The organism is Bacillus sp. BB081 (genome assembly GCF_008368895.1).
Lineage (GTDB): Bacteria > Bacillota > Bacilli > Bacillales > Bacillaceae_G > Bacillus_A > Bacillus_A wiedmannii.
Genome location: NZ_QOZX01000018.1, coordinates 170,067 through 191,815, shown reverse-complemented (window position 1 = coordinate 191,815; position 21,749 = coordinate 170,067). Strand labels below are relative to the sequence as shown.

The window sequence follows — 21,749 nt, the reverse complement described above, 5'->3', positions numbered from 1 at the left end:
TCTACGTTGCAAGATATTCTTGCTCATGATTGAAGGAAAAGAATAGGTGCACCTACTCTTTTCCTTTACATAACCGTCAGCAATCTCAAATCTTGAGATGCCTTTTATATGATCTAGCTAAGCCACAATCGGCTTCACTTTTATTTATTATTCAGAAGCTACGAATACTTTTTTAAATCCGTTAATTGCTGCTGCAAATTTGTCGTCATCCGCAAGTTTCTTAGTTGTGCGGATTTCTTCTAATAAGTCAGTCGCATTAGAATCTAACCAAGCATGGAATTCTTCTTCGAAACGAGTGATATCTACTACTGGGATATCATCTAGGAATCCACGTGTTAAAGCGTAAAGAATGATAACTTGTTTCTCTACACGTAATGGTTTGTGTAATCCTTGTTTTAATACCTCAACAGTACGAGCACCACGGTTTAGTTTCGCTTGAGTTGCTTTATCAAGATCAGAACCGAACTGAGCGAACGCTTCTAACTCACGGTAAGATGCAAGGTCAAGACGAAGTGTACCTGATACTTTACTCATTGCTTTAATCTGAGCAGATCCACCTACACGAGATACAGAAGTACCCGCATCGATCGCTGGACGTACGCCAGAGAAGAATAGGTCAGATTGTAAGAAGATTTGTCCATCCGTAATAGAAATTACGTTTGTTGGGATGTAAGCTGATACGTCCCCTGCTTGTGTTTCGATGAAAGGTAGTGCAGTTAAAGAACCGCCGCCTTTTGCATCACTTAATTTTGCTGCACGCTCTAATAAGCGAGAATGTAAGTAGAACACATCCCCTGGATATGCTTCACGACCTGGAGGACGACGTAATAGTAATGAAAGCTCACGGTAAGCCGCTGCTTGTTTTGATAAGTCATCATATACTACTAATACGTGTTTACCATTGTACATGAACTCTTCACCCATTGTTACACCAGCATAAGCAGCTAAGTATAATAATGGAGCTGGTTGAGAAGCTGATGCAGTTACAACGATTGTGTAATCTAATGCACCGTGCTTACGTAGTGTTTCTACTACGTTACGTACAGTTGATTCTTTTTGTCCGATAGCTACATAGATACAAATCATATCTTCATCTTTTTGGTTAATGATTGTATCAAGTGCAACTGCTGTTTTACCTGTTTGACGGTCACCAATGATTAACTCACGTTGACCACGGCCAATTGGTACAAGAGCATCGATCGCTTTAATACCTGTTTGAAGTGGCTCATGAACAGATTTACGATCCATTACACCTGGTGCTGGACTTTCGATTGGACGAGTGTTTGTTGTATTGATTGGGCCTAAACCATCAACTGGTTGACCTAATGGGTTTACAACACGACCGATTAGTTCTTTTCCTACTGGTACTTGCATGATGCGACCAGTACGACGAACTTCGTCACCTTCACGAATTTCTGTGTAAGGTCCTAAAATAATGATACCTACGTTGTTTTCCTCTAAGTTTTGTGCTAGCCCCATAACGCCGTTAGAGAACTCTACAAGTTCACCAGCCATAACGTTATCAAGACCATGAGCACGCGCAATACCGTCACCAACTTGGATAACTGTACCAACATCACTAACTTCGATTTCAGACTGATAGTTCTCGATTTGTTGCTTTATCAGTGCGCTAATTTCTTCAGCTCTGATGCTCATGTGCTTCACCCCTATCTATTCTTCATTAATTCACGCTGAATACGTGCTAATTTTCCTTGTAAGCTTCCGTCGTAAATGCGATTTCCAATACGTACTTTAATGCCGCCTAGTAAATCTTCATCTACAACATTTTTTACGCGAATTGCATCTTTTCCCGTTCTCTTTGCAAATGCTTCTGCAATGTTAAGCTTCTCTTCTTCTGATAGAAGACGAGTAGAATATACAGTTGCGTCGGCTACGTTACGTTCTTCATTAGCAAGAACAACATATTCATCTGCAATTTCAGGTAAGATATCAATGCGTTTGTTATCAATTAAAATATATAGCGTATTTAAAATAGATTCAGAAACAGATCCGAATACGTTTGCAAGAAACGTTTTCTTTTGTTCCTTTGAAATGTTCGGTTGCGTTAAAAAGCTATGTAGTTCTTCGTTCTTTACATAAACGTTTTGTACAAGGCGTAATTCCTCTTCAAACATTTCTAATACGTGTTTTTCTTTTGCAATTTTAAAAAGAGCGACAGCATAACGTTTTGCTACAATCCCATTGCTCATCGCGCTTCTCCTACTTCTTTAATATAATCGCGAATTAACTTAACTTGATCTTCTTCTTTTAACTCTTTTTCAATTACTTTAGAAGCAATTTGAACAGATAAAGAAGCGACTTGTTCTTGTAAAGCAGCAATCGCTTGCTCTTTTTCGCGTTGAATTTCTTGTACAGCAGATGCTTTAATTGATTCTGCTTCTTCTTTCGCAGCAGCAACAATAACATCCTTTTGATCTACAGCTTGTTTTTTCGCTCTTTCGATTAACTCTTGTGCTTCAACACGCGATTGTTTTAACATTTCACGTTGTTCTTCTACTAATTTCTTCGCTTCAGCATTACTTCTTTCTGCAGCGTCGATTTCATTAGTAACATGCTCTTCACGTTCTTTCATAATTCCCATTAAAGGACCCCACGCGAATTTGCGTAGCATTACTAATAGAAGTAAGAAAATGAACAATGTATAAGCAATCGTTCCAAATGGAATGGAAGCCCCTAATAATAAAGTTGGCACAAGGATTCACTCCCTTCAAAATATCTAAATTGATCATATGAAAAAAAAAGACATACGTTTCGTTCATAAAGCAATGGCGAAGAAAGTTCGGAAAAACACTCTTCGCCATCTATGTAAGGGGAGTCTCCCTTATTTGTTCATTACGATGAATGCAATAACTACACCGATGATTGGAAGTGCCTCAACTAAAGCAACCCCGATGAACATAATTGTTTGAAGTGCGCCTTTTAATTCTGGTTGACGAGCAACACCTTCGATTGTACGTGATACGATAAGACCGTTACCAATACCTGCACCTAATGCTGATAAACCAATTGCAATTGCAGCTGCGATTACACCTAAACTCATTTAATTTGTCCTCCTTTGTATTATAAAAAAATAAATTTTTTCTTACTTAAATTATATTAATGGTCATGGCTTACTTTATGAGCCATATAAACCATCGTTAACATAACGAAAATAAATGACTGGATTGATCCAACGAATACACTGAATCCCATCCATGCTAACATTGGTACAAGCGCACCTAATGCTCCAAGGAATGATGCCCCGCCTAACTTAGCAAGTAATCCTAATAAGATCTCACCTGCATAAATGTTACCGAATAAACGAAGACCTAACGTTAATGTGTTAGCAAACTCCTCAATAACCTTTAATGGGAATAAGAATTTCATAGGTTGGAAATAACCTTTTACGTATTCTTTCGTACCCTTCATCTTAATTCCATAATAATGGGTGAGGGTAACTACCATCACGGCTAATGTTAATGCAACTGCTGGATCAGACGTTGGTGATCTCCACCATGCAATATGTTCGCCAGCCTCAACTGTTGAATACATGAATGGTAAACCAAGGAAGTTCGATACGATGATAAACATGATAAGCGTAACGCCAAGCGTTAAGAAACGTCCACCTGTTTTCCAATCCATCGTACTATTGATAATCCCTTTCACGAAGTCAAACACCCATTCCATGAAGTTTTGCATCCCGGTTGGGCGAAGGGCTAAACTGCGAGTTCCGATAACAGCGATTAAGAAAACAATAACTGCTGCTACAGTAACCATCATAACTGATGACAAATCGAACGTTAAACCTAGAAATTCAACTAATTTACCGTGTTCCACTAGTAATTCACCTCTCTTCCCTGCTCTTATACTCTAAATAAAGAAAATCTATGATCATGACAAGGTATCCTGTCAGCAATCCTACACCTAGGCCCCACATCGCAATTAACTCTTGATATTTGGCTGCAAATAAAATTAATAACCCAATCGTGGCGAATCTCGAATATGTACTTACCGCTGTCGCCTTAAACTTCACGTTTTCTCCATTTGTTACGCGATCCAACAGCTTGTCTGTTCTACGTGCAATGATGCGCAAACTAAGAAAACTGAAAATCGTTCCGATAATCAGTCCAAGAAATACATCCTTGTAAGAGGTGAATCCCCATCCTAGCACTAGAAGCGCAAGCAAGTAGTACATATATTTCTTTTGTCTTTGGACAAGTCCATGTACGTCTATCATCATTGCTCTCCCGAATAGTAATGTCGAATGAGTCGAATCATTGCGTATATCCCTGTTCCTAATCCGAGTAATAACCCTATAATAAGAAACAACGGAAACGTTCCAACCTTACTATCAATCCACTGCCCACCAAAGATTCCAATAAGAATAGAACCGACTAACTGAGCAAGAATACCTGACATTAAAGCATAAGCTTTTATATGGCTGCGATCGTTTTTTTGCAAGGATTCATCCCTCCAATATGTAACCCTCATTCATGATGTGTTAATAATAACTCATTTTTTTGCATAAATCCTATACAAAATAAAAAGTTTACATTTTCGTCACGGAATAGATGTATTTTTGTCACTGAAAGCCCTACCATCTATCCCCGTTGTTAGCATACAATAGGGTATTAACAGTGTCAACGAGAAATCGTAAAAAATCAAAAAATTTGAGTATCAGGTATTTCCTCCCAAAAATGAAAACGTTACCCTTCTAAATACTGGTTATAGATATGCAATTTCTAACAGTTTTCTATTTATAATAGAAGATAATGTTCACAAGTTTGTCACTATTATATTTTTAAAATATAACGCTCCCCTTCCATATATAGTGTTGGCTAGACGTAAGACTTCTATATTATATGTGGTGTGTATACAACTTATGTTGTATATAGCCTGTATATTTATCTCCCTCCCCTACTTACTCGGAACAAAAAAAACGAGAGGGGAATCCCCTCTCGTCAGTTGTCTTACTTCGTTCCGAATAAACGGTCACCAGCATCACCAAGACCTGGTACTACATATCCGTGGTCATTTAATTTCTCATCTAATGCTGCTACATAAATATCAACATCAGGATGTTCTTCTTGTACTACTTTTACTCCTTCTGGAGCTGCAACGATACACATTAATTTAATTTGTTTTGCACCGCGCTTTTTCAGAGAGTTAATTGCTTCAGCTGCAGAACCACCTGTTGCTAGCATCGGATCTAGTACGATAAAGTCACGTTCTTCTACATCCGTTGGAAGTTTCACATAGTATTCTACCGGTTGCAATGTTTTAGGGTCACGGTATAAACCAACGTGTCCTACTTTTGCTGCTGGAATTAATTTCAGAATTCCATCAACCATTCCTAAACCTGCACGTAAAATCGGAATTAAACCAAGCTTTTTACCAGCGATCACTTTTGTTGTCGCTTTGCTTACAGGTGTTTCAATTTCAATGTCTTTAAGTGGAAGATCGCGAGTAATTTCGAAAGCCATTAAACTTGCTACTTCGTCCACTAATTCACGAAAATCTTTCGTACCTGTATTCTTATCGCGAATATATGTAATCTTATGTTGAATTAACGGGTGATCAAATACATACAGTTTTCCCATGTGAATCTCTCCTTTAGATGATATTCATGCGTTTGCACGCTTTTTTACACTATTTACGATTGTAAAGAAAACGCTACTAATATTCAAGGGCAAATTTGGCAAAATCATGATTTTACGATGAATCTATCTAGTATCTTTACCAATTATGGGAGCTGTATCCTTCATTATATCGCCAAAATTTATTCATCATTTGTATACATACTTAAAGAACAATATATGTCCAAAAAAAAACTGCCAAAACAATTACGTCTCAGCAGTCTTCTTTAATCTATTATAGGTCTGTGTACATTGGAAATTTGCTCGTTAACGCTTCTACACGCTTACTTGCTTCTTCTAATGCAGATTCATTTTCATGATTTTTTAATGTGTAAGCAATAAGTGACGCAATTTCATCCATTTCTTCTAAACCGAAACCACGAGATGTTACAGCTGCCGTACCGATACGTACACCGCTTGTTACAAATGGGCTTGCTGTTTCAAATGGAATTGTATTTTTGTTCACTGTAATACCAACTTCATCTAATACGTGCTCTGCTACTTTACCTGTAATTTCTAAGTTACGAACATCAATCAGGATTAAATGATTGTCTGTTCCACCAGAAACAAGTGTAAGTCCTTCTTTTTGAAGACCTTCAGCTAAGCGGTTCGCATTATTAATGATATTTTGTGCATATGTTTTAAAATCATCTTGTAGCGTCTCACCAAATGCAACAGCTTTTGCAGCAATTACGTGCATAAGTGGACCACCTTGAATACCAGGGAAGATTGATTTATCAATTTGTTTTGCAAATTGCTCTTCACATAAAATCATACCACCACGTGGACCACGTAATGTTTTATGTGTTGTCGTTGTAACGAAATGTGCGTGTGGTACTGGGTTTGGATGTAAACCAGCAGCTACTAAACCAGCGATATGTGCCATATCAACCATAAAGTATGCACCCACTTCATCTGCAATCTCACGGAATCGTTTGAAATCGATAACACGAGGATATGCACTTGCACCTGCAACGATTAATTTTGGTTTATGTTCTTTCGCTTTTGCTAATACATCATCGTAATTAATACGGTGAGATTCAGCATCCACGCCATATTCTACGAAATTATATTGTACTCCACTGAAGTTAACAGGGCTTCCGTGTGTTAAGTGACCACCATGAGATAAATTCATACCAAGTACTGTATCGCCTTGCTCTAAAATCGTAAAGTATACTGCCATGTTCGCTTGTGCACCAGAATGTGGTTGAACATTTACATGCTCTGCACCAAAAATTTCTTTCGCGCGATCACGTGCGATATCTTCCACTACGTCTACGTGCTCACAGCCACCATAGTAACGTTTTCCAGGATATCCTTCAGCATACTTATTCGTTAAAACAGAACCTTGCGCCTCCATTACTGCTTCACTTACGAAGTTTTCCGAAGCAATTAACTCAATCTTTGAACGCTGTCTTCCTAGTTCTGCCTCAATTGCAGCAAATACCTTTTCATCTTGACGTTTTAAATGATCCACCAAAATCCCCCTTTTCTGAACGAATTACATCGATTCCCAATAGTTTTTTCTCATTTATTCAGAAAAAACGAAAATTCAGGTTGTAATTCTTTCGAACCTTCATGTTTTCAACTACATTCTAACATGACTTTCTATATCATAAAAGAAAAAAAAGACCGAAAATCGGTCTTTTCTTTCTTCTATTATAAAGTCAGACTACATACCTTTTATCTTTCGATATAAAGCTATTATGCGACTTTATAATTTTTCATGTCTAACGGCAAGTTATAGTCTCTTCCTTCGCCGCATAAACAGCACGTGCTCCACCAATTAGTTTTCCACGTGTCGTTGCCATCGTTACATGCGCACTTCCAATTTCCTTCACACCTGTACGAACCGGAACAGCTACATGCTTTAAATGCATACCGATAAATGTATCACCAATATCCATTCCTGCATCTGCTTTAATAAACTCAATTACTACCGGATCTTTCAAATTGTGATACGCATATGTTGCTAATGCACCACCTGCTGATCTAACAGGCGTAACTGTTACAATTTCAAATTGATATTTCATCGCCAACTCTCTCTCAACTACTAAAGCACGGTTTAAATGCTCACAACATTGAAACGCCAACTCAATACCTGTTTGCTCTTGAAATTGTTTTAACTCAGAAAAAATCGCCTCTGCTACTTCCATCGTTCCTGATGTCCCAATTCTTTCTCCTAGCACTTCGCTCGTGCTACACCCCACTACAAAAATTTGACCACTTTGTAATGAAGCTTGTTCTTGGAAATCAGCAAGCGAAATTTGTAACTGTTCTCTTACCTTTACGATTTCTGTCATTACGCCTCTTCCTTTCACAGGTTGGTTCACCAAATTATATTTCATACTACTTCTAGTTAGAATCTATTACTTTGTTTCGTATGTTTTAATTTTTCCTACGCGGTTTTCATGACGACCACCTTCATAGTCAGTTGTTAACCAAATTTTTGCGATGTCACGTGCTAGACCTGCACCAATTACACGCTCGCCCATTGCTAACATGTTCGTATCATTATGCTCTCTCGTTGCTTTCGCACTGAAAGTATCATGAACTAATGCACAACGAATACCATTTACTTTGTTTGCTGCAATTGACATACCGATGCCTGTCCCACAAACTAAAATACCACGATCTACCTCACCACTCGCTACCATTTCCGCTGCTGGAAACGCAAAATCAGGGTAATCAACAGAACCAGCTTCACATTCACAACCTAAATCAATATATTCAATATTTAACTCTTCTAATAAACTTACAAGTTCTTTACGGATATTCATACCGCCGTGATCAGATGCTACTACTACTTTCATTTTTACCCCTCCAAAGTTTCAATCAATTATCTTCATTTCTCACTCGTTACCTTAACGGAACGAAGTAATCTCCAATATCGTATTATACACGAAACATCAACCTTCTGAATGTTTTTTCAGTAAAGTTTGTACAAGTTTTTCCATCTCTTCTAACGTTTCTTTATAAATAGAAAGTGCCCCGCCAAATGGATCTGAAATATCCTTACTTATCCCCTCAGTTACTCCATATAATGTATCTACTTTCTTTTCAACACTCGGATAATGCCCAAGTACAATTTGCTTATGGTTTTCCGTCATTGTTACTACAATATCTGCCCAATCAATCAAAGCTTCATTTACCTGCTGCGAAGCATGATCGATTGCAATTCCCTTTTCAGCTAAAGCTTCCTTTGCATATATCGACGCATCACTACCAGGATAGGCGAAAACACCAGCAGATTGCACTTCAAACTTACCTTCTCCATGATGACGAAGTAACGCCTCAGCCATCGGGCTACGGCATGTATTTCCAGTACAAATAAATAACACTCGTTTCATCCAAACCCACCCCTTTTCTTTTTTTCCTACCTTTCATCATAACGTACATAAGAATAGAAAAAAAGAAATGTGAATATACAAAAGGCGCATTTCTCTTATATTTTTTCTAAGAAAAATGCGCCTTATCCACATATATGTGAAACCCTATTTCCAAGTGCCTAGAGTATTTTAACATACATAGCAAGCGTACTACAAAACAAAATAAGGAATCCATTTCATATGAAACGGACTCCTCTTATACAATAATTATTTCATTGTAACTTTCATTACTTCTGTTGAACCTTTTGTAGCTGTTACGCCTACAGTTGTTTTAATAGACTCAGCTGCATCTGTGTTTGTAATAACGATTGGGGTAATTGTACTTTTCGCTTTTTCACGGATTAATTCTAAGTCGAATGAGATTAATTTATCTCCAGCTTTTACAGCTTGGCCTTCAGAAACGTGAGCTTCGAAACCTTCGCCTTCCATTTTTACAGTTTCTAATCCAACGTGGATTAAAATTTCTGTACCGTTTTTCGCTTTAATTCCTACAGCATGTTTTGTGTGGAATAACTGTACGATTTCACCATCAACTGGAGATACAACTACACCTTCAGTAGGATCGATTGCAACACCTTCACCCATCATACGACCAGCGAATACTGGATCTGGTACTTCTTCAATATTTTTCACTGCTCCAGTTAATGGAGCTACGATTGTTTCTTCATTTGTTTTTGAACCAAAACCGAATAATTTTTTAAACATAGGATAGTCCTCCTCATAATTTACCTAAAAGTTTATAGGGCAATCCCTAGTAAAACTCGGGATACATGTAAGACTTCATACTTCGAATATTATACTGTAAAAACGCTTTCGAAATAAATTACGTCATTACTAATAGACTCTTATTGTAGCTCTTTGCAAAATTCCAGTCAATTCTGATTGTCTGAATAACAATAAGAAGTTAACTTCTACTTATATTTTCTCTTTTTTTACCCAACTTGTCTAGAGGTCTTTACTACATTTTGTTTTTTGTTTTTAATTTGTAAAATTTTTTTCAAACTTTTTTCAAAATCCGCTTGACTAAAGTAAGTAACTATTTTATTATTACTTACATAAGGTAAGTTAATAACTTTTAGGAGGTTTTCAAAAATGATGGATTTCGGTCTTCTTATTATTCGTCTTATTATAGGTATTACATTCATGGGTCATGGTGCTCAAAAATTATTTGGTTGGTTCGGTGGTTACGGTTTAAAAGGAACAGGTGGCTGGATGGAATCAATCGGTTTACGCCCTGGTGTATTTATGGCATTTATGGCTGGCGCAACTGAATTATTAGGTGGTTTCTTATTCGCATCAGGCATTTTCACTGCAATCGGTTCATTATTTATCGTCGGAACAATGTTAATGGCAATCTTCACTGTTCATGGGAAAAATGGTTACTGGGTAACCCAAAACGGATATGAATACAACTTAATGTTAATCGCCGTTGCTATCGGGGTAGCTTTAATCGGACCTGGTGCATACGTTTTATTATAATTTTTATCTCGAATTCGAGATTATTTAGACGGAACTTACTTCAATCACAATGAAGTAAGTTCTTTTTATGTAATAAAAATATTATTTTCAGCAGGAGTTTTCCACTAACATCTTGTAAACAAACAATAAGTCGTCATATTTAGAAAGGGGATTTTACGCATGTTATCCATTAATCCAAATGAACAAACGGAAAAAGAGAATTACAAATTATTAACGGGAAGTATCATTCCACGCCCTGTCGCATTCGTTACTTCTGTAACAAAAGACGGCGTATTAAACGGAGCACCGTATAGCTATTTCAATATTGTCGCTGCTAATCCACCACTTATCTCAGTTTCTGTACAACGAAAAGCCGGAGAAAGAAAGGACACTTCCCGAAACGCAATTGAAAAAGGTGAATTTGTCGTACATATCTCTGATGAATCTTACGTAGAAGCAATTAACGAAACAGCGGCTAACCTCCCGCCAAATGAGAGCGAAATTGAACTAGCAAAACTAACACCAATTGAAAGTGATGTTATCTCCGTTCCAGGTGTAAAAGAAGCAAATATTCGAATGGAGTGCGTACTAGAACGCGCAATCCCTCTTGGCGGAACAGAAGACTCACCAGCTTGCGATCTACTAATCGGACGCGTCGTTCGTTTCCACGTCGCAGAACACCTATACGAAAACGGCCGCATTCATGCAGAAGGACTAAAACCAGTAAGCCGCCTAGCAGGACACAACTACGCTAAACTAGGCGAACAATTTGAATTGGTGAGGCCAATCTAAAGGCGGAAGCGGCTCGTTCAGAATCGCAGGGCATTGGAGCTCTCGACCTTGAAGCGCTTTTTGCTTCATGCGAGAGAGCGAAATGACCGGAGATTCTAGCCGCTGGAGCTGGATAATATCTAAAAGCAGAAGCGGCTCGCCCAGAATGGGAGGGGGATAGAGCTTCTGACGTAGAGGCGATTTTTGCCTCGTTGGAAGACGCGAAGCCACCGGAGATTCTAGCCGCTGGAACTGGATATATCTAAAAGCGGAAGCGGCTCGATTCCTTCCATCACTTAAACATAAAATCCCCTGCTAAATAGCAGGGGATTTTATCATTGTAATTCTTCCTTCTTTTCTTCTAAAGTAGGCACTTTCTCTTTTTTCGGTTTCCCAAGCTTAATAACTAAGAAATACAGGGAAAGCAATGTAACAAGAAAAACAATCAAAAACGGGTATGGAGAATAAAAAGCACGCGCTGCCTCCGTTTTTCCCGCCACAAACTTCAATGACTCAATATCTAAAAACTCAGCAAACATTTGTACACCGAGCATACTAAACCAAAAAACAAAAAAACTAATAATAATACCAAAAACTTGCTTCAATCTCGTCATTTATCTCATCCTTTCTATATCTATAATTTTTTAGTGTAATCAGTATAGTATAAATAAAACTATGCACAGAAAGGAACTATCTTACCATTCGCGAATTAACTTCATCCAACCTAAAATTGAAATTTGCAAAATAATACCCCAAATAACAAGCCGTCTTAACCACCTAGGGAAAAAAGTTAAAAATCGAATATACCATTCCAATAATTTATTCATAACTCCCTCCTATTTAAAATTATATAGGAAAAAGGAGATATAATCCAAATCCAACCAAAATGATACCACCTACTATCTCACCATATGTACCGAGCATATCTTTCGCATGTCTACCAATTAATAAACCAATCCACGCTAATAACATACTAACAAATCCAAAAAGTAATATCGTAATAATTGTCTGCGCCCCGTAAATACCAAGACTAAGGCCTACTGAAAAACTATCTATACTAACGCCAAATGCAAATACGAATAAACTAATTCCAATAGGGGCCGTTCTAGTCTCTTCATTCTCCAAAATAGATGAATATATAATATAGAATCCTAGTCCAATTAATAAAATAGCACCTGCAAAATGCGCAATTTCTCCATACTGTTCTGATAAAAAGCGACCTAATACCATTCCTATAAATGGCATGATAATATGAAATATCCCTATCGTCATACCGATATACAGAATTTGTCTTACCTTTAAGGTCATCATTCCCATACCAAGACTCACCGAGAACGCATCCATCCCTAAGGCGAATGCCATAATTGTTAAAGGTATTAGCTGTTCAAACGTCATTCATGTCCCTCCTCGGACGTGCTACTTCAAAATATGCTTATCCGAGGAGAAATATTCTGTTTGCTAATCGTACCTTATGATTCAGTAATAATCTGATGTCCTGCTGCTTTCGTTAAGCGATTCATAATGGCATTCCCTATTCCTTCATTTGGGAATGATTCACTAAAAATAACATCCACTTCACTTGCATCAAACGTTCTAAGTACATCATATAATTTAGTCGCAACGCTAGCTAAATCGCTTCGAACACCACAAGATAATACAACATCCGCGCTATATACATGCTGATATTCTTCCGTCGTTAATACACCTACTTTAAATCCTTCTTCCTTTTTCTTATCCACAATAAGCTGAATAAATTCACGTGAGCCCTCAACAATACTAAGCGGCGCTTTCGGTGCATAATGTGTATATTTCATTCCAGGTGATTTCGGTTTTTCCTTCTCGTCCTTTAAAGCCGGATCTAAAGAAACAGTACCGATTACCGCTTCTAATTGTTCTTTCGTAATCCCACCTGGGCGTAATATCGTTGGAACCTCGCTCGTACAATCAATTACAGTCGATTCAACACCTACTCCCGTCGCACCACCATCTACAATACCTGCAATTTTCTCATTTAAATCTTCATATACGTGAGAAGCTAGTGTCGGACTTGGGCGCCCAGAGCGATTCGCACTCGGTGCTGCAACAGGTACATTTGCCTCTTCAATAAGAGCAAGCGCTACTGGATGATCAGGCATTCTTACTCCAACCGTATTAAGTCCTGCCGTCACCTTCTCTGAAATCCCTTCTTTTCTAGGTAAAATAATTGTTAACGGGCCTGGCCAAAAATGCTCCATTAACTTCTCTGCAACTGGCGGGATTTCTTTCACAATCCCATCTAACTGTGATTTTGTACCGATGTGGACAATAAGTGGATTATCACTCGGTCTTCCTTTCGCTTCAAAAATTTTCGCGATTGCTTCATCATTCATCGCGTTTGCACCTAGTCCATATACCGTTTCTGTAGGGAAGGCAATCGCCTCGTTTTCCCTTAATAATTTTGCTGCTTCTTGTAACTGTGGATAATATTTTTTTCTTTCCACAACATTATCCACAACCCACATATTTGTATGCATTTTTTCCCACGTCCTTTTCTACCCTGAAATACTTGTCTATTTTTAGTTTACTATGAGATTTATCCAAAAGACAAACAAGGTTTATCCACAAAATGTGGATAAACCTAATTAATCCGTGGATAACTTTGTGAATAGCTGACAATTTAGTATTATTGCATTTGGCTCTTTTATATTTTTACAAAAGTGTTCTAACTGTCGAATTCCCTCTGGTACGTTTTCTTTCTCTATAGTAACAAAGTCAAAAAACTGAAAGATTGTTATAGATTGTGGATGATTTGTTAGTAAGTACAATTGTCGAATATTTTTTTCGTTCATATACTGCAAAAACATTTCGAAAAAATATAAGAAAGTCTGTTTATCCACATTAGGTGTGAATAAACAAGAACGAATCAGTGCGTGTTCTTCACTTTGTTCATATCCGATGACAGCCCGTATTTCTTCCGCCTCTTCCAAAATCATAAATTGCGCGTACAACTCATTTATTTTATCATCTTTTTTATTAGCTTGTCCGAAAAAAGAATGCAATCTTTCCACATCTGCTTTCGTAGCAAAATATACTTTCTTCATAGTAAATCCCTCCTCTTTGTTATATATGAGAAGGGATTTACGAATAGTACTATTTAGAGAATAAAGATGTAAAAGCTTCTACAATAAATAACTTAACTTCTGGCTTTTCTTCTTCCTCCTCTACTTTTACATACTCATTTTGTTTTTCTTGTTTTTGTTCCACAGGTTTCTCCACTTTTTCCACAGTTTTTGTTTCCTCTTTACTTACAGGTTGTTCTTCTACTTTCGTTTCATTTTTTACTACTTTCTTTTCAGAAGCTGTTACTTTTTTTGCGACTTCCTGCTTTACAGCTTTCTTTTCTTTCACCTCATCCTCTTTTTTCTCTTCTGTATTTACTACTTCTTCATCATCTATTTGTTTTACTTGCTCCTCTTCAGGAGATTCAGCCTTCACAACATGTTCTTCTTTCCTTACAGCTGTACCACTTGAAAAATCTAAGAAACACATCGGTGGAAATAATACACACCACCAGTTTGCCCCTTCCCCTTCCCCAATTGTAATCAATACCGCCTCATATTCCCCTGCTGGATAAATAAAATTACCATATACCTTTGTAGGGAACTTTACATTCTTACTAAATCTCACTTGAAATGAATCTTTACTTCCTTCTTTTTTCAACGTATTTGCCACTGTTTTTTCGATTTCTGGAATATGACTTTGAATGACTTTACGTGCCTCTTCAAATGAAGTTAAATCTGCTACCCATCCATCAATTTGTGCTTTTACTTCATCACGCACTTTGCGCTTTAAAGCCTGATCTTTATCTGAATCACTATTTGCTAAAATCCGTAATCGAACGGCCTCTTTCGGAATAACTGAAGGCCCTTTCGCATCAGCTTTCATATATCCAAACTGCACAAGCAACTGTGCACCAATTAATAATAGAAGAAGATAAGCAATAACTTGTTTTTTCATTTCCTCCACCGTCCCTTCTACAAACAGTGTGGACAGACTTTCATCTTTCTAAACTATTAAATTCAAAATCTATATAAATTTTTCCACAAAAAAATAGAGTAAGGCATAAACCTTACTCCATCTCTGCAAATACCATACGATCTTTTCCATTAATATCAAAAACAACCTCAACATGAGCATGTGGAAAAGCTTGTTGTAACAACCCTTTTACATCCTCACCTTGCCCTACTCCAATTTCAAATGCCACAATTGCTTTCTTCTGCAACACATTCGGCAACTCTTCCATAAAACGGCGATAGAAATCTAATCCGTCTTCACCGCCAACAAGTGCTCTCTTTGGCTCATGCTCTTTCACCACAGGAGAAAGGCCACGCCAATCCTCTTCCGGTATATATGGAGGGTTTGAAACAACAACATCTAACTTTTGACTTGTTTTATAAAATGGTGACAATAAATCACCATGATAGAACGTTACTTCTGCGCCCAAAGTTTTTGCATTTTCTTTTGCAACTTCAATCGACTCTTGTGCAATATCTACCGTATACACATGAAGATTTTTATTTTCTAAAGCAAGCGTAATAGAAATCGCTCCACTACCTGTACCAATGTCCGCCACATGTAGTTTCTCATCGCCAAAATGACGCTCGATTCTTTCTAACACTCCCACTATAAGCTCTTCTGTTTCCGGTCTTGGTATTAATACTTCTTCATTCACAAAGAACGACCGTCCATAAAACATTTCATAACCAATCATATATTGAATAGGAATACCTTCTACATGCTTGTGAATAAACTCCGTAAAACTTGTTTCTTGTTCCACAGTTATTTCTTCACGCATATTCATGAGCATTCCGGTTCTGTTCGTCTTTAATACATGACAAAGGACAAGTTCTCCCGCATTTTCATCTCGTCCATTTTCCTGTAAAAAAGAAGAAGCCCATTTCAGGGCTTCATAGACACGCATTACTCAGCTGCCTCCATCTTTTGAGCCTGATCTTCCATCACTAAGGCATTGATGAAATCATCTAACTTACCTTGTAAGATTTGATCTAGCTTTTGAATCGTTAAACCGATTCGATGGTCTGTAACGCGGTTTTGCGGGAAATTATACGTACGAATACGCTCTGAACGATCACCCGTACCAACAGCTTGTTTACGGTTTTGATCATACTCAGCTTGCGCTTCTTGTCTAAACTTATCATAAACACGTGCGCGTAATACTTTCATCGCTTTTTCTTTATTCTTGATTTGTGATTTCTCATCCTGACACGATACAACTACACCAGTCGGTAAATGCGTTAAACGTACCGCTGACATCGTTGTATTAACACTTTGTCCACCAGGACCACTAGAAGCAAACGTATCAACACGAACATCTTTTTCATGAATACTAATTTCTACTTCTTCTGCCTCTGGTAATACAGCTACAGTTGCTGTAGATGTATGAATACGTCCACCAGATTCCGTTTCAGGAACACGTTGTACACGGTGAGCACCATTCTCGAATTTCAGCTTCGCGAAAGCACCTTTACCGTTAATCATAAAGATAATCTCTTTATATCCACCTAACTCTGTATAGCTCGCTTCGATAATTTCAGTTTTCCAACCTTGTACCTCAGCATAACGGCTATACATACGATATAAATCACCAGCAAATAAAGCCGCCTCGTCACCACCAGCAGCACCACGAACCTCAACGATAACGTTTTTATCATCATTAGGGTCTTTTGGAACAAGTAAAATTTTCAGACGCTCTGACAATTCTTTATCTTGTCCTTCTAATTCAGAAACCTCTTCTTTTACCATGTCACGCATATCAGCGTCTAACTTATCTTCTAACATTGCTTTTGCATCTCTTAATTGCTCACGAACATCTTTATACTCACGGTACACCTCTACCGTTTCCTGCATATCAGATTGTTCCTTTGAATACTCACGAAGCTTATTCGTATCGCTAATAACCTCTGGATCACTTAACAATTCATTTAACTTCTCATAACGATCTTCTACAGCCTGCAAACGATCTAACACACCATTCACCTCTACATCCTAGTATCTAATACAAATAGTATATGGTACTTAATCAAAAAAACGCAAATTATATTTAAAAGCGCAAGCGGCTTGCTCAGCTCTGACTGCCTAAAGTTCTTAGCTGTACGAAGAGCCGGCCACCAATCTTCATCTATTTTCGAAAAAAACCCGCTCTACATAGCGAGTTTCATTTATCTTTGTTTTGTAGGTACTGCATGACAATGACGACAACGTGGTTCATATGATTCTGAAGCCCCAACTAAAATAATTGGATCATCAAATGCCGCTGGTTCTCCATCGATTAAACGTTGCGTACGACTTGCAGGAGATCCGCATGCAGAACACACTGCCTGCAACTTAGTTACATGTTCAGCAATCGCCATCAGCTGAGGAACTTGTCCAAATGGTAGACCACGGAAATCTTGGTCTAATCCAGCTACAATGACACGATAGCCACGATTTGCCAATACTTGCACCACTTCCACAATGTCCCCATCAAAAAATTGTACCTCATCGATTGCAATAACATCCATTTCTTCTGCTACATGGTTAAATATATCTTTTGAAGCTGAAACAGGAACTGCTTTAACCTTTAATCCATTATGTGATACAACATCTTCTTCACTATAACGATTATCAATACATGGTTTAAATACAATCGCATGTTGTTTCGCAAATTGCGTACGGCGTATACGGCGGATGAGCTCTTCTGATTTTCCAGAAAACATACTCCCGCAAATCACTTCAATCCAACCATTTTGATTCATTAAGTACATTGAGCTCTCCTTTCATCTACTTTCCTAATCCAAAGTAGGGTAAAGGTTTAATATTTTTGCAAAAAAAACAGACAAGCGAATACATACACTTGCCTGTTTTATGTTCTTTATTACTTGATACCGTATTTCTTATTGAAGCGGTCAACACGTCCGTCTGCAGTAGCAAACTTCTGACGTCCAGTGTAGAATGGGTGAGAATCAGAACTGATCTCAATTTTTAGTAATGGATAAGTGTTACCATCTTCCCACTCAACAGTTTCGCTAGAGCCTTTAGTAGACCCGCTTAAGAATTTGAAGCCTGTGTTCGTGTCCATAAATACAACTTTATTGTAATTTGGATGGATTCCTGCTTTCATTCTTTTCATCTCCTTCCGCCCTGAATCATTTTCGAAACAGAGTTTTTCATCTTCAGCTGCTTACACAACTATATTGATGAAACACATATGATGAAATTATAACAAGGCTAACTCCATTTTGCAACTACCTGTTTTTGTCTTTTTAAAAATTAAAAGCACAAGCGGCTCGTTCAGAATCGCAGGACATTGGAGCTCTCGACCTTGAAGCGCTTTTTGCTTCGAGCGAGAGAGCGAAATGACCGGAGATTCTAGCCGCTGGAGCTGGATATAATTAAAAGCACAAGCGGCTCGTTCAGAATCGCAGGACATTGGAGCTCTCGACCTTGAAGCGCTTTTTGCTTCATGCGAGAGAGCGAAATGACCGGAGATTCTAGCCGCTGGAGCTGGATATAATTAAAAGCGCAAGCGGCTCGTTCAGAATGGGAGGGGGATGGAGCTTCTGACGTAGAGGCGCTTTTTGCCTCGTAGGAAGAAGTGAAGCCACCGACCATTCTAGCCGCTGAAGCTGGATATAATTAAAAGCGCAAGCGGCTCGTTCAGAATCGCAGGACACTTCAAACTCTCGACCCAAATATGATTTTTATCTCAAAAAACAAAATTTTTCCCATATATTACTCTCTCTAATATTCCCTTAAAAAACATAAAAAAACTCGCTTACCACAAAATAAGCGAGTCCCAATCTTTTCCCTTTACTTAGTTGTTACATATCTTTTTGAGTCTGCAACAATGTTTTGTAAAAATTCTTCATTTGTCTTTGTTTGACGAAGTTTACGTAAGAAACCTTCGACAAAGTCTGGTGTATCACGCATTGTTTTACGAATACCCCATAGCTTGTCTAAATGTTCTTTCGGAATTAATAGATCTTCTTTACGTGTACCAGAACGGCGAATATCAATTGCCGGGAAGATACGACGCTCAGCTAATGAACGATCTAAGTGAAGTTCCATATTTCCAGTTCCTTTAAATTCTTCGTAAATTACATCGTCCATACGAGATCCTGTATCAACAAGCGCTGTTGCTAAAATCGTTAAGCTACCGCCTTCTTCAATATTACGTGCAGCTCCAAAGAAACGCTTCGGTCTATGGAAGGCAGCTGGGTCGATACCACCCGATAATGTTCTACCACTTGGTGGAATAACAAGGTTGTAAGCTCGCGCTAAACGGGTAATACTATCCATTAAAATGATAACATCTTTTTTGTGCTCTACAAGACGCATTGCACGTTCTAACACAAGTTCCGCTACTTTAATATGATTTTCTGGTACTTCATCAAAAGTAGAGCTTACAACATCTCCTTTAACAGAACGTTCGATGTCTGTTACTTCCTCTGGACGCTCATCAATTAAAAGTACAATTAATTCAGCTTCCGGGTGATTTGTTGTAACACTGTGTGCGATTTCTTTTAATAGACTTGTTTTACCAGCCTTTGGAGGCGCGACAATTAAACCACGTTGTCCAAATCCAACTGGTGCGATTAAATCCATGATGCGTGTCGGTAACTTTTTCGGTTCCGTTTCCAATTTCATTTGGCGATCTGGGTATAATGGTGTTAATGCAGGGAAATGCACACGCTCTTTTGCTGATTCTGGATCATCTCCGTTTACAGCTTCAACTTGTAATAATCCAAAATAGCGTTCATTTTCTTTCGGAGGTCGTACTTTACCAGAAACCTTGTCTCCATTACGTAAATCGAAACGACGAATTTGCGAAGCTGAGATATAAATATCTTCTGAGCTTGGAGAGTAGTTAATAGGACGTAGGAATCCAAATCCTTCTGATTGAATAATTTCTAATACGCCTTCCATGAAGAAGAAGCCTTCTTTTTCTGCTCGAGCTTTTAAAATGGCGAAGATTAACTCTTTTTTCGTTAATTTGCTATAATACGAAATCTTAAATTCCTTCGCAAGCTCGTATAACTCTTTTAATTTCATGTTTTCTAATGCTGCAATTGACAAATTCATTCAGACACCACACTTTAACGTTATTCTCTTTTCACATGGGTAAAGGGAAAAAATACGGAAGGCAAATAATTAATAATGAAAGGCAATAAGTTCAAGTAGGGTAATATTCACTATTGTAACCCTTTTATCTAGTTTTAATCAATACGTTGAAACACAAATACAAGAAGCGAAGACAAGAAAATTTGTCTTCGCTTTTATTTAACCTAGTTCCAGTAGCTAGAATGGTCAGGAGCTCCATCCCCCTCCCATTCTGAACGAGCTGCTTACGCTTTTTATTTAATCCAGTTCCAGCGGCTAGAATCTCCGGTCATTTCACTCTCTCGCTCGAAGCAAAAAGCGCTTCAAGGTCCAGAGTTCCAATGCCCTGCGATTCTGAACGAGCCGCTTGCACTTTTTATTTAATAACCAAGTTTGGTTTTTTATTCAAGCTATGACGTCCGTCTACGAAGCGTACTGTGCCTGATTTTGCACGCATAACAAGGGATTGTGTTGTTCCTACGCTGCCTTTAAATTGAACGCCGCGTAATAGTTCTCCGTCTGTTACGCCTGTTGCCGCAAAGATTGCATCGTCACCTTTTACTAAGTCTTCCATGCGAAGGATACGATTTATATCTTCAATACCCATTTTTTTACAGCGAGCTAATTCAGCTTCATTTTGAGGCAGAAGCTTTCCATGGATTTCTCCACCTAAACATTTTAATGCAACTGCTGCTAATACACCCTCAGGTGCTCCACCAGAGCCGAATAAAATATCTACACCTGTGCGATCAAATGCGGTGTTAATTGCTCCAGCCACATCTCCATCGTTAATTAATTTAATACGAGCACCAGCTTTACGAATTTCTTCGATAATCGCTTGATGACGTGGACGGTTTAAAACTGTCGCTACAACATCTTCAATATCTTTATTTTTCGCTTTCGCAACCGCACGTAAGTTATCGATAATAGGCGCATCAATATCGACCGCCCCAACCGCTTCTGGGCCAACCGCGATTTTATCCATGTACATGTCAGGAGCATGTAACAAATTACCATGATCTGCAATTGCAATAACAGCAAGAGCATTCCATCCACCAGCTGCTACGATGTTTGTCCCTTCTAAAGGATCAACCGCAACGTCTACACGTGGTCCATACCCTGTACCTAATTTCTCCCCGATATACAGCATTGGTGCTTCGTCCATCTCGCCTTCACCAATTACAACTGTACCTTTCATCGGGATTGTATCAAATACATCACGCATAGCTGATGTTGCTGCACCGTCTGCCTCATCCTTTTTCCCGCGCCCCATCCAACGCGCTGATGATAATGCTGCAGCCTCTGTTACACGTACTAACTCCATAGATAAACTTCTTTCCACGATAATCCCTCTCCT

At 38.3% G+C, this 21,749-nt stretch carries 28 protein-coding genes; 2 read left to right on the top strand and 26 right to left on the bottom strand.

Annotation, left to right across the window (positions count from 1 at the left end):
* Positions 1-147: 147 nt before the first annotated feature.
* The 14 genes from atpA to DN394_RS10720 all read right to left on the bottom strand — a co-directional run bounded on the left by atpA (position 148) and on the right by DN394_RS10720 (position 9,730).
* Positions 148-1,656, bottom strand: a complete 1,509-nt coding sequence (gene atpA / locus DN394_RS10785) for a F0F1 ATP synthase subunit alpha (protein WP_000027510.1) — start codon at positions 1,654-1,656, stop codon at positions 148-150.
* 11 nt (positions 1,657-1,667) lie between these two features.
* Positions 1,668-2,210, bottom strand: a complete 543-nt coding sequence (gene atpH / locus DN394_RS10780) for a F0F1 ATP synthase subunit delta (RefSeq protein WP_046960138.1) — start codon at positions 2,208-2,210, stop codon at positions 1,668-1,670.
* On the bottom strand, positions 2,207-2,713 hold the full coding sequence (gene atpF / locus DN394_RS10775) for a F0F1 ATP synthase subunit B (protein WP_001142625.1): 507 nt from the start codon (positions 2,711-2,713) through the stop codon (positions 2,207-2,209). The genes atpH and atpF overlap by 4 nt, the downstream gene beginning before the upstream one ends.
* Before the next feature lie 129 nt (positions 2,714-2,842).
* Positions 2,843-3,061, bottom strand: a complete 219-nt coding sequence (gene atpE / locus DN394_RS10770) for a F0F1 ATP synthase subunit C (protein ID WP_000052064.1) — start codon at positions 3,059-3,061, stop codon at positions 2,843-2,845.
* A 56-nt stretch (positions 3,062-3,117) separates the two neighbouring features.
* Positions 3,118-3,837: a F0F1 ATP synthase subunit A gene (atpB, locus tag DN394_RS10765; RefSeq protein ID WP_000399874.1), complete on the bottom strand. Its 720-nt coding sequence runs from the start codon at positions 3,835-3,837 to the stop codon at positions 3,118-3,120.
* Positions 3,838-3,844: 7 nt separating this feature from the next.
* The gene (locus DN394_RS10760; RefSeq protein ID WP_000567600.1) at positions 3,845-4,237 is read right to left on the bottom strand and encodes an ATP synthase subunit I; all 393 of its coding nucleotides are present in this window, start codon (positions 4,235-4,237) and stop codon (positions 3,845-3,847) included.
* Positions 4,237-4,461 (bottom strand): AtpZ/AtpI family protein, encoded by a 225-nt coding sequence (locus DN394_RS10755; RefSeq protein ID WP_001171220.1) that lies wholly within the window; start codon positions 4,459-4,461, stop codon positions 4,237-4,239. Before DN394_RS10755 ends, DN394_RS10760 begins: the two co-directional genes overlap by 1 nt.
* 26 nt (positions 4,462-4,487) lie before the next feature.
* Positions 4,488-4,601 (bottom strand): DUF4024 domain-containing protein, encoded by a 114-nt coding sequence (locus tag DN394_RS10750; RefSeq protein ID WP_098705644.1) that lies wholly within the window; start codon positions 4,599-4,601, stop codon positions 4,488-4,490.
* A gap of 369 nt (positions 4,602-4,970) precedes the next feature.
* Positions 4,971-5,600, bottom strand: coding sequence for a uracil phosphoribosyltransferase (gene upp / locus DN394_RS10745; RefSeq protein WP_000517539.1), 630 nt, complete (start codon positions 5,598-5,600; stop codon positions 4,971-4,973).
* A 271-nt stretch (positions 5,601-5,871) separates the two neighbouring features.
* Positions 5,872-7,113 carry a serine hydroxymethyltransferase gene (gene glyA / locus DN394_RS10740; protein WP_141545469.1) on the bottom strand — a complete coding sequence of 414 codons (1,242 nt, stop codon included), beginning with the start codon at positions 7,111-7,113 and terminating at the stop codon, positions 5,872-5,874.
* Positions 7,114-7,366: 253 nt separating this feature from the next.
* The gene (locus tag DN394_RS10735) at positions 7,367-7,984 is read right to left on the bottom strand and encodes a TIGR01440 family protein (protein ID WP_095205689.1); all 618 of its coding nucleotides are present in this window, start codon (positions 7,982-7,984) and stop codon (positions 7,367-7,369) included.
* Between the two features lie 21 nt (positions 7,985-8,005).
* On the bottom strand, positions 8,006-8,449 hold the full coding sequence (gene rpiB / locus DN394_RS10730) for a ribose 5-phosphate isomerase B (protein ID WP_098109926.1): 444 nt from the start codon (positions 8,447-8,449) through the stop codon (positions 8,006-8,008).
* 96 nt (positions 8,450-8,545) lie between these two features.
* Positions 8,546-8,986 carry a low molecular weight protein arginine phosphatase gene (locus DN394_RS10725; RefSeq protein WP_097915528.1) on the bottom strand — a complete coding sequence of 147 codons (441 nt, stop codon included), beginning with the start codon at positions 8,984-8,986 and terminating at the stop codon, positions 8,546-8,548.
* A 246-nt stretch (positions 8,987-9,232) separates the two neighbouring features.
* On the bottom strand, positions 9,233-9,730 hold the full coding sequence (locus tag DN394_RS10720; RefSeq protein WP_000473649.1) for a PTS sugar transporter subunit IIA: 498 nt from the start codon (positions 9,728-9,730) through the stop codon (positions 9,233-9,235).
* A gap of 387 nt (positions 9,731-10,117) precedes the next feature.
* On the opposite strand from DN394_RS10720, the gene DN394_RS10715 reads away from it, so the two are divergent.
* Entirely contained in the window at positions 10,118-10,504 is a 387-nt protein-coding gene (locus DN394_RS10715; protein ID WP_000968618.1) for a DoxX family protein, read from the top strand.
* 159 nt (positions 10,505-10,663) lie between these two features.
* Positions 10,664-11,275 carry a flavin reductase family protein gene (locus DN394_RS10710; protein ID WP_046960139.1) on the top strand — a complete coding sequence of 204 codons (612 nt, stop codon included), beginning with the start codon at positions 10,664-10,666 and terminating at the stop codon, positions 11,273-11,275.
* Positions 11,276-11,589: 314 nt separating this feature from the next.
* Here DN394_RS10710 and DN394_RS10705 read toward each other — a convergent pair whose 3' ends face one another.
* From DN394_RS10705 to glpX, 12 genes are all read right to left on the bottom strand, one after another.
* Positions 11,590-11,868 (bottom strand): DUF3935 domain-containing protein, encoded by a 279-nt coding sequence (locus DN394_RS10705; protein ID WP_000197478.1) that lies wholly within the window; start codon positions 11,866-11,868, stop codon positions 11,590-11,592.
* 81 nt (positions 11,869-11,949) lie between these two features.
* Complete coding sequence (locus tag DN394_RS29375; RefSeq protein ID WP_001037624.1) at positions 11,950-12,081, bottom strand: hypothetical protein; 132 nt, start codon at positions 12,079-12,081, stop codon at positions 11,950-11,952.
* 19 nt (positions 12,082-12,100) lie between these two features.
* Entirely contained in the window at positions 12,101-12,649 is a 549-nt protein-coding gene (locus DN394_RS10700; protein ID WP_000142488.1) for a manganese efflux pump MntP, read from the bottom strand.
* 74 nt (positions 12,650-12,723) lie between these two features.
* Entirely contained in the window at positions 12,724-13,767 is a 1,044-nt protein-coding gene (locus DN394_RS10695; RefSeq protein WP_000557344.1) for an L-threonylcarbamoyladenylate synthase, read from the bottom strand.
* A gap of 108 nt (positions 13,768-13,875) precedes the next feature.
* The gene (locus DN394_RS10690) at positions 13,876-14,334 is read right to left on the bottom strand and encodes a GNAT family N-acetyltransferase (RefSeq protein WP_000758432.1); all 459 of its coding nucleotides are present in this window, start codon (positions 14,332-14,334) and stop codon (positions 13,876-13,878) included.
* 49 nt (positions 14,335-14,383) lie between these two features.
* Positions 14,384-15,250: a stage II sporulation protein R gene (spoIIR, locus tag DN394_RS10685; protein WP_098109932.1), complete on the bottom strand. Its 867-nt coding sequence runs from the start codon at positions 15,248-15,250 to the stop codon at positions 14,384-14,386.
* Between the two features lie 112 nt (positions 15,251-15,362).
* Positions 15,363-16,214 carry a peptide chain release factor N(5)-glutamine methyltransferase gene (gene prmC / locus DN394_RS10680; protein WP_001267077.1) on the bottom strand — a complete coding sequence of 284 codons (852 nt, stop codon included), beginning with the start codon at positions 16,212-16,214 and terminating at the stop codon, positions 15,363-15,365.
* A complete protein-coding gene (gene prfA, locus DN394_RS10675; RefSeq protein WP_002096180.1) occupies positions 16,214-17,281 on the bottom strand; it encodes a peptide chain release factor 1 in 1,068 nt (355 codons plus the stop codon). Before prfA ends, prmC begins: the two co-directional genes overlap by 1 nt.
* A gap of 191 nt (positions 17,282-17,472) precedes the next feature.
* Positions 17,473-18,057 (bottom strand): thymidine kinase, encoded by a 585-nt coding sequence (locus DN394_RS10670; protein WP_000281084.1) that lies wholly within the window; start codon positions 18,055-18,057, stop codon positions 17,473-17,475.
* A 110-nt stretch (positions 18,058-18,167) separates the two neighbouring features.
* Positions 18,168-18,413, bottom strand: a complete 246-nt coding sequence (locus DN394_RS10665; protein WP_000643447.1) for a type B 50S ribosomal protein L31 — start codon at positions 18,411-18,413, stop codon at positions 18,168-18,170.
* A 689-nt stretch (positions 18,414-19,102) separates the two neighbouring features.
* Positions 19,103-20,374 (bottom strand): transcription termination factor Rho, encoded by a 1,272-nt coding sequence (rho, locus tag DN394_RS10660; RefSeq protein WP_001053898.1) that lies wholly within the window; start codon positions 20,372-20,374, stop codon positions 19,103-19,105.
* A gap of 394 nt (positions 20,375-20,768) precedes the next feature.
* The gene (gene glpX, locus DN394_RS10655; protein WP_000442336.1) at positions 20,769-21,734 is read right to left on the bottom strand and encodes a class II fructose-bisphosphatase; all 966 of its coding nucleotides are present in this window, start codon (positions 21,732-21,734) and stop codon (positions 20,769-20,771) included.
* Positions 21,735-21,749 lie beyond the last annotated feature (15 nt).